Here is a 12150-nt window from a genome sequence, read left to right as displayed (position 1 = left end):
TTAGGATTGTGTTGTGATTGAGTTAATAATTACGTTAAGTTGAGGATCCTTTTCTTTGAGTTTATTTGTGATTAGTTCTCGGATTTTAGCAGTTTCAAGAAGCAGAGCGGAGGGTACCGTTAATTCGAAGATGACATTCATACTGCGATAGCTTTTTGTCATACGAATATTATGCGCTACAAAGGCTTCATTTACTTCCTTCACCGAGTTGTTTACGAGATGATTCATAGCATGGATCTTCAGTTCATCCGTCGTCAGAGGATCGATATGTATGACAATATTGATGTTAAGTTCTTCTGAGATGCGCTTTTCTAGGTCATCAATAATTGCATGCGATTCCACGATGTCGACAGTATCGAGAATTTCAGCATGAATAGATGCGATGGTTCTACCTGGACCATAATCATGGACTTTTAGATCGTGAGTGCCAATAATATGCATTCCTTCATTAACCATGCCTGTAATCTGATTAGCTAGCTCAGTATTCGGAGATGCCCCCAGTAAAATATTTACTGTGTCTTTGGCAATAGTATACCCGGTAAAGAGGATAAAAAGAGATATGAGTAAACCCACGTATCCATCAATGGCTATGTGGTAATAATGGCCGATCAATGTCGATAGAATAACAGCACTGGTAGCTATGACATCATTGAGACTATCAGTGGCAGTGGCTCTGATGACGCTGGAATTGATCGCTTGACCGATATAACGATTATAGGAGACCATCCAGAGTTTGAGGGCCACTGAGAGCACTAAAATAATCAGTGAGAAAGAACTGAAAATGACGGCTTCAGGGTGAAGAATTTTACTGAATGAATTTTTGAGTAGTTCAAAGCCGACCATAATGATAATAAAGGAAACGATGAGGGAGGAAATGTATTCAATTCTACCGTGGCCAAAGGGATGCTCCAAATCGGGTGGCTGATTGCTCATCTTAGCGGCAATGATCGAGATGATTGAGGAGCCACAATCGGACAGATTATTAAAGGCATCAGAAATAACCGCAATACTGTTCATAAGAAGTCCAATGATCAGCTTGAGTGTGAATAATATGAGGTTGCAGACGATGCCTAACACCCCGGCTAAGACCCCATAAGACTCACGAACCTGTTTATTCGTGGTGTTTTCATAGTGGGGAATAGAACGTCGAATAATGTATTTAATCAATGTAATACCTCTCTCGAGACAATAGCTTACGATATTATCCAATGTATAGCATCCCAAGTTTTATCTATTTGATTCGAAGGAAATTTGGAGTATGATAATAAAGTATGCTTAGTAAAATGGTGCTAAGTTTATAGACATTACCAAGTTGTTCCTTTAGAATAATAATATCATGCTTAGGATAATTTTAAAAACGCAGTACAATAAGGTGGAAAGAAATGATTAACTTTAAAAAAGTAGAAATCAGTGATCAAGAGTGGGTAAAACCATTGCTTAAAGCATCAAATTTAAGTGGTGGACATCAAAATTATACAAATATCTTTTCTTGGTCAGATATGTACAATTACCAAGTGGCCAAGGTCAATGAGTTTCTTGTTGTTAAAGGGCAAATCGACGGTGAACCTTCATACTATTTTTATCCCGCAGGAACAGGAGATGTGCAGCCGGTTCTGGCGGAGATGAAAAGAGATGCTGAAGAGAATCACCACGAGTTCATTGTTCTAGGGATTTCTGTGGAGAATATGACGACTATGAAAGCATTGTATCCTGAACACTTCGAATATCAGGATATGCGGGATAGTTTTGATTATGTCTATCTAGCTGAGAAGCTGGCGACTTTGGCCGGAAGAAAGCTTCAAGCCAAACGGAACCATATTAATCGATTTCAGGCTAACAATAATTGGTCCTTTGAATTACTTACTCCGGACAATCTCGCTGAGTGCTGGAAAATGAACTTAGAATGGTGCCGGAGAAACAATTGTAAGGATGACGAACAACTAAGAGCTGAATATTGTGCGGTAAAGAAAGATTTTGATTACTTTACGGCCTTGGAGCTTGAAGGGGGAATCATCCGTGTCGATGGTAAAATTGTTGCTTTTACCATGGGGGAACGCTTAAATTCTGATACCTATATCGTCCATGTGGAGAAGGCCTTTAGCGAAATACAAGGAGCCTATCAAATCATCAACCGTGAGTTTGTAAAGTGGATTGTTGAAACCTATCCGGATATTGCCTATGTGAATCGGGAAGAGGATATGGGTTATGAAGGCTTGCGCAAAGCCAAGCTATCCTACCATCCGGATAAAATGGAAGAAAAATACCTAGCTAGGTATTTTGATTAAGGATCAGTTCAAGCAACGGAGAATATCTATGAAAAAAATACGGCTGGCTTACTCTGAGGACATAGTCCGGCTTAAAGAAATATGGCAGCGTTGTTTTGGGGACACGGATTCCTTTATTGACTTTTACTTTACTCATCGCTTTAAAGCTGAACAAACGGCTGTTTATCTGCAGGATAATTCTATCGCTGCTATGCTGACCATGATTCCTATCCAGTGGGTCGATGGCATTTCTAAAGGAATAAAGATCGATGGAGCTATGCTCTATGCCATAGCCACCCATCCTGATTACCAGCACCAAGGTATTGCTACTGAACTCATGGGTTGGGCAAAAAATTACTTACAGGACCGGCAAGTGGAACTATGTGTTCTCGTCCCAGCAGAGGCTCATCTGTTTAAATTCTATGCCCAGCAAGGGTATCAAGTGGGATTTGCTGTTCAGGAGACTGTGCTGAGTGCAGAAGAAATGAGAGCTTCTTCTGAGCCGGGATTCCCTTGTTCTGTCCGGCCAACGACCTCTCTGGTCTATAACCGAATTCGCAACCAGCTTCTCCAAGGAAGTATCTATATCGCTTATGGTGAAGAGGAGATTGCTTATCAGAAGAGAGTATCCCAGCTTTCCGGTGAGGATATCTATGAGCTCAATTTTAATGGGACCCAGGGGTGCGCTGCTGTCGAGCGAATGGATGAGAAGAGAGTTCTGATCAAGGAGCTTATACTCTCAGCAAACCTTATCCCTGAGGGATTGGGTGCTTTAGCGCAAAAGATTGCCGCTAAAGAATTTATCATGCGAACTCCAGCGGGTAGTATGACGATGGGAGGTCAGATCCGTCCCTTTGGTATGTTAACTACAAGCAACGCCGAACTGCTCGGAAAAACGGGGTATCTCGGTTTAGCCTTTGATTAGTTTAAAACCCGTCTTTTGACGGGTTATTAATTATTTCTTCGTTCTATAGTAAAATGAAAGAAACACAAATAAAAGAAGTGGAGATGAGAAAATGACGGTCCGCATATTGACTGATAGTACAAGTTATATTGACAATGATCTCAGAAAAGAATTGGATATCAGACGGGTGTCATTGAATATCTCATTTGGAGAGCAATCGATGCGGGAGATCGATGTGACCAACGAAGACTTCTATCAAATGATGGAGAAAGAGGGGATCCCGAGCTCTTCACAACCTTCGATCGGGGAATTTTATCAAGAGATGGAGAAAGTGGTGTCCCAAGGAGATCCTTTGTGTGGAATCTTCTTATCATCGGATATGAGTGGGACATATTCTACGGCACTCTTGGCGAAAGAAATGGTCATGGAAAAGTACCCTGAGGCTCAAATCGAAATCATTGATGCTCGTTCCAACTCCATGCAGCTGGGATTTGCTGCGTTGCAGGGAGCGCGGGCTGCTCAAGCGCAAAAAGCCCTTGCTGAAGTGAAGGAAATCGTACTTGAGAACATAAAACGCAGCCGTTTCTTGTTTATCCCTGACAATCTAGATTATCTTAAAAAAGGCGGACGGATCGGTGGGGCTAGTGCCTTAATCGGCAACCTGTTTAAGATTATACCCATCCTCACTGTAGAAGAGGGGAAGGTTGTGGTATTGACAAAAGTGCGACATAAAGAAAAGGCTATTCTGGCTATGATTAATAAGATGTTAGAAGATATCAGCAAGTATGGGCTGGGAGAGATTGCTGTTCATCATATTAATTGTCTTGATGAGGCTCAGGCATTAGTAAAGAAGATCAAGGAAAAGGTAGCAACCCAGGTGAAGGTCATTCCGATAGGTCCAGTTATTGGACTTCACGTAGGTCCCGGGGCTATTGGGATAGTTTATTACACGGAAAAAGATATGCGTTAAAAAGCCCAGTTCTAATACTTATTGACGGAGATGCTTAGATAGCGGAAGCAGGATTTTTTCTCTAATACTACCTACCGTCAGCACAGTGCGTCCTAGGACACATTGCACAGAAGTGGCGAGGGTTCCAGGTAAAGTGGGTTTCTTAGGCTGTGGTGGGGGAGTTGGCTTTCGACCGTAGACCATGCCGAAACCAAAGTAGCCCTTATAGTGCTTCATGAAGTTAGCGTTTTGCTGGAGACGCGTATATAAGCCCGGATGATTTGAGACCTTCTGTACAAGATCCTTAATGAGCATGAAATCCTTTTTTAGTTCATTGAAGATTAAGTTGCTATTGGTATTGAGCAAGGTCTGGGGATTTCTGATTTCGACGTCTGCAAAACCCACTTCAGATGCTACTTTGCACCAATCGTCATAGGATAGTGGATTAGTACCTTTTCCATAACATAATTCTAGCTGAGAATGGAGCTGATCTGGCAGCTCATGCAGTAAGGACATTTCAAGATCGGCTATTCTTCCTTCCGGCTTCAAGACTCGGAAGAACTCCCGATAGGCTTTTTCTTTATCTAAGAACACGGTAATCGATTCACACATGACCCAATCAAAATGGTTGGCGGGGTAGGGTAGTTGGTAAGCGTCAGCAATCTGAAATTCTACTAAATCTGTTACTTTTTCGTGAATTGCTCTCTGGCGAGCCTTTTCAATCATTTGGGGATTGAGATCAATACCAATAACTCTGCAACCACGCTGCTTTGCTAAGTGGCAAGCAGTCAAGCCGCTGCCACACCCAGCATCGAGAATAATATCTTCGGGTTTGACTTCCATGACTTCTAGATTTTTCACGGTAGTGGGAAATCCTCCAGGGTGAGAGCTTCCAATACCTAACCAAGCTAACAGTTCAAAGTAATTCATCTGCTCGACGGTCTTAATCTGGTTAACGGCCTCGCTGATTTCTTCCATGGAACCCTTCCTTTCTCCTTTACGAAGGGAATTACTACTAAGTGGAAAAATATACCACATCTATGGTAGTATATTCAGTAGAGTTCTATTCGGAAGCTTATATAAGGTGTAGCAAGAAATGTAACTTTAGGGTAGAATCTACTTGAAAAAATTGTGACCAATAAACTAAAAAGAAATGGAGTTTGAGAATAATGTGGAAAGAATTTAAAGAGTTTGCCATGAAGGGAAATGTTATTGATTTAGCGATAGGTGTTATTATCGGCGGTGCTTTCGGAAAAATTGTCACTTCTTTAGTTAATGACGTCATTATGCCTCTCGTTGGACTGCTCTTGGGTCAAGTGGATTTTTCGAATCGATTTATTACTTTAGGCGAAGGAGAATTTCTGACCATTGCCGCTGCTCAAGCTGCTAAAGTGCCCACGCTTAATTATGGATTATTCATCAACAATATCCTTGACTTTTTGATTGTGGCTTTCACGATCTTTATCGTTATCAAGCAGATTAATCGTTTTACAAAAAAGAAGGAAGTCAAAGAAGAGGCTGTACAAGAAGCGACGACAAAGCTTTGCGATTATTGTTTTGTGGAAATACATAAAGAGGCGACCCGTTGCCCTCATTGTACTTCAGTGTTAGAAAAAAAATAATCCATGGCGCTTTACGCACCATGGAAAAGAATTATGCCTTTGCAACGAAACTACGCAGAAGCAAGCGTAGGTCCTCAGGTAAGGGAGCACGGATGGTCAGGAGCTCTCCTGACACGGGGTGATTGAATTCATAAATAAAGGCGTGGAGCGCTTGTCGGTCTATGCGTGCAAAATTCCCTCCATAAAAATCATCACCGATGAGAGGATGGCCAAGATGTTGACAATGGACGCGGATCTGATGGGTGCGCCCAGTCTCGAGAACAAATTCTAAGAGGGTGGCGTCCGCATAACGTTTGAGGACTCGGTAGTGGGTGACAGCAGGTACTCCTTCTGGGGAAACTTGTCTGACAAGATAACTTCCCGGTGTATGGCCGATGGGAGCATTAATCGTGCCCTCATCTTCCTTAATCAGTCCTTCGACGATACCCAGGTAGCGTTTGTGAATGCGTTGATGATTATGTTGCCAGAACATTTGCTGGTGGGCAAACTGATTTTTTGCGACCACAACGACCCCGGAAGTATTGCGATCGATACGATGAATGGGCCGAAAGGGCCGAGATTCACCTTTGGTCAACCAATAGCCGACCACGGCATTGCCGATGGTTCCCGAAGGATAGCGTGGATTAGGATGCACAACCTGCCCGGCAGGTTTATTGACAGCTAAAAAATAATCATCCTCGAAAAGAATCTCCAGGGGGAGATCTTCACCGGGAAAGCTATTGGTCTCAGGGGTTTGTAACTGGATCGCTAAGGTCTCGCCAGCTTTGCCTCGAGCGGTCAAAAAGGTAAATAGTCCATCCACCCAGACTCGTTCTGATTGCTTAAGCTTTTGAAGGAGCCTTCGGGAAAAGTGAAAGCGGCGGTAAAGTATTTCTTGATATTTTATTCCCTCATCTTGAGGTTGAAGGGTGTATGTCCACAGGTCAGTTTGTTGTTCCATAAATGCTACTCCTTAAAAAAGTCTACAGAGGAAGAAGGATTTGAATTTGAAAGATCCACGAATTGAAAAATTAGCTGATTCAATCATCAATTATGCAGTTGAACTAAAGCCGGGGGAAAAAGTCCTGATAGAAGTTAATGGTTTAGAGGTTCCCTTGGCTCAAGCCTTAGTTCGGTATGCCTATGAAGCCGGCGGGGTTCCCTTTTTATCTGTTAACAATCATACCTTATTGCGCGAACTTTTAAAAGGAATGACCGAAGAACAGGCCCGGGCATGGGCAAAATGGGATCTCGCTCGCATGAAAGAAATGGATGCCTTCGTCGGACTTCGTGCGACGGAAAATGCCAATGAGCTTGCCGATGTGGCGGGGGAGAAGATGAGTATTTATCAAAAGGAATACTTAAGAACCGTCACGGACCAACGCGTATCTCATACAAAATGGGTGGTTATGCGCTATCCAAATGCTTCCATGGCTCAACTGGCCAATACGAGCATTGAAGCCTTTGAAGATTTCTACTTCAAGGTCTGTAATCTGGATTATGCCAAGATGTCCGCAGCCATGGGCCCCTTGGTTGAACTCATGGAGCGTACTGATAAAGTGCGGATTACCGGACCCGGTACGGATCTGACCTTCTCGATTAAAGGCATGAAAGCTATTAAATGTGATGGGCATCTGAATATCCCTGATGGGGAAGTATATACTGCACCCCTTAGGAATTCAGTCAATGGTGTGATTTCTTACAATACAGCCGCTTTGTACCAAGGCTTTACCTATGAGAACATAGTTTTAGAATTTAAAGAGGGAAAAGTCATTAAAGCGACGGCTAATGACACTGAGCGGATTGAAGAAATTTTTAACACAGATGAGGGGGCTCGTTATATTGGTGAGTTTGCCATTGGAGTCAACCCCCATATCCTCCACCCTATGAAAGATACTCTTTTTGATGAGAAGATTGACGGAAGCTTCCACTTCACACCCGGAAATTGCTATGATGATTGTAATAACGGCAATAAGTCTGCGGTTCATTGGGATCTGGTGTGCATTCAGCGTCCGGAATATGGTGGCGGAGAAATATATTTTGATGATGTCCTGGTGCGTAAAGATGGACGTTTTATGGTTACTGAATTACAAGGCCTCAACCCGGAGAATCTGAAGTAATTTATAGCGTCACCCATTGGTGGGCTTCAGCGTTACCAAAGGAGATATGTATAGTGAACAGCAAGAAACTTCGATTAGTTTACAATCCTTATTCGGGTCGCCGCCGTCTTATTAACGAGTTAGATACGGCTATTCGCATCTTCCAAGAAGGGGGATATGAGGTCTCTGTTCATCGGACGAAATCGCCTATGGATATTGAATATGTCGCCTCACAAGCTATGGATGTGGAATGCTTGGTCGTAGCTGGGGGAGATGGCAGTATTCATCAGGCTGTTAATGGTTTGATGAAGATCCCCGCCCAACAGCGTCCCATCTTGGGTATTCTACCTGTGGGCACTGCGAACGATATAGCCTATGGATTGCGTCTGCCAAAAAAAATATCTACTGCCTGTGAAGTCATCGTTCAAGGCTCGACCCTTGACATTGACCTTGGTCAAGCCAATGATCGATATTTTATCAACGTCTTTAGCGCTGGTTTGCTGACTGATGTATCACCAAAGGTTGATGTTCATATCAAGAATCGGTTGGGTCAACTGGCCTATTATCTCAAGGGAATTGAAACCCTACCCACCTATCGCCCCTTCAAGGTTGAGTATGAATTAGAAGGTAAGTCCTATAGTGTGGAGGCCATGCTACTGCTGGCTGTCAATGGGATATCCGTGGGTGGGTTCAAACAGTTGGTTCCGAAGGCATCAATTATCGACGGGAAATTAGATATTATTATCGTTCGTGATAGCGGTTGGCCGGATACCATGCGCATGCTCCTGCATTTGGTTGGTGGAGGAAAAGTAGCCAGTGAGCAAATTGTTCAATTTCAAACGTCTAATTTAAAGGTTTATACCGAGCGGCCAGTTCTTTCGGATTTAGATGGGGAGTGGGGACCGGATAGTCCATGGGAGATTAAGATGGGTCCAAAGCTTACCGTGCTTTGCTAAAGGGACCGCTAGGTCCTTTTTGATTTTTAGGCGAAAAGGGGGAGAGGGATGGACAACTTCATTGAAGAACTGATTAAAATGGTTAGCGCCATATCCCCCTTCTATTTGGTGGGAGGGACGGTACGGGACCAGCTATTGAATCAGCCCAGTAAGGATATTGATGGTATCGTTGAGATATCTTTGGCAGAGCTTGAGAAGCACTTGCGGGAATGGGATTATCACCCCATAACAATTGGGGCTAAGCATCAGACCCTTAGTGTATTTCAGCAAGGAGAGCGGGTTGATTTTAACCCTTATGATGGGGACTTGATAGCTGATGCCCTGCGCAGGGACTTCACTATCAATGCTATTTTCCTAGATGCCCGAACCGGAGAGATCATTGATCCTCTGGACGGTAAATCAGATCTCGAAAAAAAAGTCCTTAGAGCTTGTGGTAATCCACAAGAACGCTTTAAGGAGGATCCGATTCGCATCCTTCGCATGGTTCGTTTCAGTGTCAAATATGGCATGGAAATAGAGGGAAAAACCTTTGCGGCTGCTCGCAGCCTTTTGAGCGATCTAAAGGAGGTAGCTTCTGAACGAACCTCCGAGGAGCTCAGTCGAATCCTAACCCTAGATGATCCTATAGCGGGATTACGCTTGCTAGATGAACTAGGTTTTGTAGATGTGTTCTTACCGGAGCTGGCTCGTCTGAAGGGTTTAGCCCAGAATCGCTACCATCTCAAGGATGCCTGGGAGCATACTTTGCAGGTGACCAAGAACACCCCGCCACAGCTCATCTTACGCTTAGCCGGAATCTTTCATGATCTTGGGAAATGGGAGGTTGCTAGTCGAGAATGTTATGTCTGGGGAAGGTGCAGGGCTGAAGACAAGGGATATTTTATTGGTGAGTTTCAAATTCTTGGGCGGCAACTGCATCGCTATAACGATGAGTTTGTTGAGGTTCACGGGGCACGTTTGGATCATTATCCTCAAAAAATTCAAGTGAAAAAGATTCACAGGGATCCATCTCAACGCAGTGATTTCCAATGGCTTCAGGGTGGGAAACGCCATTTTCTTGGTCACGAAAAAGAGAGCGGTCAACTAAGTCAACAAATCTTATCCCGTTTTCGTTTTTCCATGGTTTTGGGCAGAGAAGGAGAGGGCGGAGAAAAGGATCTCATATGGCTTGTGGAAAACCATATGAGTGGCACCCAAAGTTTTTTTTCTGAACTCCGGGGTGAAGGAAGCGGTATACATCTCCACCACAAGATGAGAAGCTTTGTCTGGGATAAAGGATGGGATGGGCGAACTTACAACTTAAAAAGAGTCGACCTACTCTTATCTCTATGGCGGGCAGATTTTTATGGGGGGAAGAGACGGGAGATTGGGGAGGAAGAAATCTTCGATCGGCTTATCGAAGAGCTTCGGGCTGTTAACTTAGCTGTCCAAAAGCGAAATGAAGAGCTAGATTGGGACGAACTGGTGAAATTCGCCCGTGACCATAATATCGAGGGTAGGCAATGGGGGGACTTTAAGGAAACCCTGCGAAGGTCCCTTGTGGTAAGTGAGGAAGAGATTCTACTTAATCAGGAATATCTGGAGAGGGAGTATAAGCACTTTCGAGGCAGGGACAAAAAATGTTGACTGATTAATGGTAATATATAATTAATATATCTACTCAACTCAAAAGAATTGAAAGAGGTGTAAGTGATGAGTGCAAAATGGAAATGCTTGGTCTGTGGCTACATTCATGAAGGAGAGAACCCCCCTGAGGTTTGCCCAATCTGTGGAGTTGGGCCTGAACAGTTTGAGAGGATTCAGGAAGTGTCTGAGCAAAAAGATAATAAGGCTGTGCAAGAGCCTAAAGATGGTACATCAGTTGTTGAACCGATGGATCGAGAGACAGCTATAATTCAGTCACTTTATGCTATCTCTTATGGATTGTATATTATATCTGCTCATCATGACGGAGTGGACAATGGTCAGTGTGCTAATACTTGCTTTCAAATCACAGCGGAGCCTCCACGAATCGCCATCGGCATCAACAAAAATAACTATACCCATGAGTTAATTACCCAAAGTGGTAAATTCGGAGTATCTGTTTTAAATCAACAGGGACATGACTATGTAAGACTGTTCGGCTTCCGATCGGGACGGAATATAGAAAAGTTTGCCGATATACCTAACGTACACCGTGGGGAATCAGGAATTCTTCTTCTGGATGATGTGATTGCCACCGTGGAGGCGGAAGTTATCGGTGAACTGGATGCTGGGACCCATACATTATTCCTTGGGGAAGTTAAGGCTGGTGAGGTTCGTCAAAAGGCCGAGCCGATGACTTATGCTTATTATCGGGCAACTAAGTAGAAGTTAGCAGTGAGTAATAGGGAGGGGGGCACAGCGATGGAGCCTGCTGAGGCAAACAGCTGGAAGCAACGCATAAAGGAATTAGCGTACCAGTCGGGATTTTCAGCGATTGGCTTTACAAGTGGTGCCCATCTTGAAGGTTTGAAGGAATATTTGGAAGAGCGTATCGGATTAGGGTATCAACTCTCCTTTGAAGACAAAGACCTCCAAAAGAGAGTTGATCCCAAAGCTACTTGGCCTCTATGTGAAACAGTAGTGGCCTTGGCTTATCCTTTGCCCTTATCAGTTAAACCTCGTGAAGGCGAAGGCGTGCTTGCTCGTTCTGCGGTGGGGGAAGATTATCACAGACTTGTGCGAAAGGCTTTAGATTCACTTATCAGCTCTATTACCACAGCGGGTTGGCCAGGGCAAGGACCATTGATCCAAGTGGATACGGGACCCTTAAATGAACGAGCTTTCGCAAAAAGGGCCGGTTTGGGCTGGATCGGCAAGAATCAACAGTTGATTATCCCAGGAGTAGGTTCCTTTGTTGTCTTAGCATTAATACTTTTGGATCAGGCACTTCCATCTGATGAGCCTATGGAAAGTCGATGCGGAGAATGTACACGTTGTGTCCAAGCCTGCCCCGCACAGATTCTGGGGCAGGCTCGTTTTCAAGCGAGCCGCTGCATCTCCTATCTAACTCAAAGCAAGGAATGTTTATCTGAGTCACAACAGTCTTCCATCGGCAATCGCATCTTCGGTTGCGATACCTGCCAAGAGGCTTGCCCTCATAACCGAAATCGCCTTGATATGGAAGAGGAGTTAGAAAACGCTGGGGAAGGCATAGTGGATACGAGAGGTGTGGATCTCTGGGATACTCAACACCTGACGAAAAGCCAGTTCATGCGACAGTGGAAAAATAGTGCGGCTGGATGGAGAGGAAAAGGAATTCTGCAGCGCAATGCCCATCTGGCCCTACAGAATCTTAATATGATAAAACGCTGAGGCAGCCAAGAACTATCTGTTCAAGGGCACCTCAGCGTTTT

Annotated in this window: 12 protein-coding genes; 9 read left to right on the top strand and 3 right to left on the bottom strand. The window is 44.0% G+C overall.

Translation table 11 applies throughout. The features are described 5' to 3' along the window. On the bottom strand, positions 1-1209 hold the full coding sequence (locus tag AAC978_RS04390; RefSeq protein ID WP_341546795.1) for a cation diffusion facilitator family transporter: 1209 nt from the start codon (positions 1207-1209) through the stop codon (positions 1-3). Between the two features lie 173 nt (positions 1210-1382). Between AAC978_RS04390 and AAC978_RS04385 the strand changes: the two genes are divergently transcribed. From AAC978_RS04385 to AAC978_RS04375, 3 genes are all read left to right on the top strand, one after another. Next, positions 1383-2285: a DUF2156 domain-containing protein gene (locus AAC978_RS04385; protein WP_341546794.1), complete on the top strand. Its 903-nt coding sequence runs from the start codon at positions 1383-1385 to the stop codon at positions 2283-2285. A 28-nt stretch (positions 2286-2313) separates the two neighbouring features. Beyond that, positions 2314-3189, top strand: a complete 876-nt coding sequence (locus AAC978_RS04380) for a GNAT family N-acetyltransferase (protein WP_341546793.1) — start codon at positions 2314-2316, stop codon at positions 3187-3189. 91 nt (positions 3190-3280) lie between these two features. Next, positions 3281-4138 (top strand): DegV family protein, encoded by an 858-nt coding sequence (locus tag AAC978_RS04375; RefSeq protein WP_341546792.1) that lies wholly within the window; start codon positions 3281-3283, stop codon positions 4136-4138. A gap of 18 nt (positions 4139-4156) precedes the next feature. On the opposite strand, the gene AAC978_RS04370 is transcribed toward AAC978_RS04375, so the two are convergent. Continuing rightward, the gene (locus AAC978_RS04370) at positions 4157-5095 is read right to left on the bottom strand and encodes a class I SAM-dependent methyltransferase (protein ID WP_341546791.1); all 939 of its coding nucleotides are present in this window, start codon (positions 5093-5095) and stop codon (positions 4157-4159) included. A 191-nt stretch (positions 5096-5286) separates the two neighbouring features. Between AAC978_RS04370 and mscL the strand changes: the two genes are divergently transcribed. Continuing rightward, complete coding sequence (gene mscL, locus AAC978_RS04365) at positions 5287-5739, top strand: large conductance mechanosensitive channel protein MscL (RefSeq protein WP_341546790.1); 453 nt, start codon at positions 5287-5289, stop codon at positions 5737-5739. 31 nt (positions 5740-5770) lie between these two features. On the opposite strand, the gene AAC978_RS04360 is transcribed toward mscL, so the two are convergent. After that, the gene (locus AAC978_RS04360; protein ID WP_341546789.1) at positions 5771-6679 is read right to left on the bottom strand and encodes an RluA family pseudouridine synthase; all 909 of its coding nucleotides are present in this window, start codon (positions 6677-6679) and stop codon (positions 5771-5773) included. Between the two features lie 46 nt (positions 6680-6725). On the opposite strand from AAC978_RS04360, the gene AAC978_RS04355 reads away from it, so the two are divergent. The 5 genes from AAC978_RS04355 (at position 6726) to queG (ending at position 12109) form a co-directional block, all read left to right on the top strand. Further along, on the top strand, positions 6726-7838 hold the full coding sequence (locus AAC978_RS04355) for an aminopeptidase (RefSeq protein WP_341546788.1): 1113 nt from the start codon (positions 6726-6728) through the stop codon (positions 7836-7838). A gap of 53 nt (positions 7839-7891) precedes the next feature. After that, the gene (locus AAC978_RS04350) at positions 7892-8773 is read left to right on the top strand and encodes a diacylglycerol/lipid kinase family protein (RefSeq protein ID WP_341546787.1); all 882 of its coding nucleotides are present in this window, start codon (positions 7892-7894) and stop codon (positions 8771-8773) included. A 48-nt stretch (positions 8774-8821) separates the two neighbouring features. Then, positions 8822-10399: a CCA tRNA nucleotidyltransferase gene (locus tag AAC978_RS04345; RefSeq protein WP_341546786.1), complete on the top strand. Its 1578-nt coding sequence runs from the start codon at positions 8822-8824 to the stop codon at positions 10397-10399. Positions 10400-10465: 66 nt separating this feature from the next. Further along, positions 10466-11122 (top strand): flavin reductase, encoded by a 657-nt coding sequence (locus AAC978_RS04340; RefSeq protein ID WP_341546785.1) that lies wholly within the window; start codon positions 10466-10468, stop codon positions 11120-11122. Positions 11123-11158: 36 nt separating this feature from the next. Continuing rightward, on the top strand, positions 11159-12109 hold the full coding sequence (gene queG, locus AAC978_RS04335) for a tRNA epoxyqueuosine(34) reductase QueG (protein ID WP_341546784.1): 951 nt from the start codon (positions 11159-11161) through the stop codon (positions 12107-12109). The last annotated feature ends 41 nt before the right edge of the window (positions 12110-12150 follow it).

The organism is Desulfitobacterium sp. THU1 (assembly GCF_038181555.1).
GTDB lineage: Bacteria > Bacillota > Desulfitobacteriia > Desulfitobacteriales > Desulfitobacteriaceae > Desulfitobacterium.
Note: the sequence above shows the minus strand (reverse complement) of the source record. Positions and strands in the feature narration are given on the sequence as shown.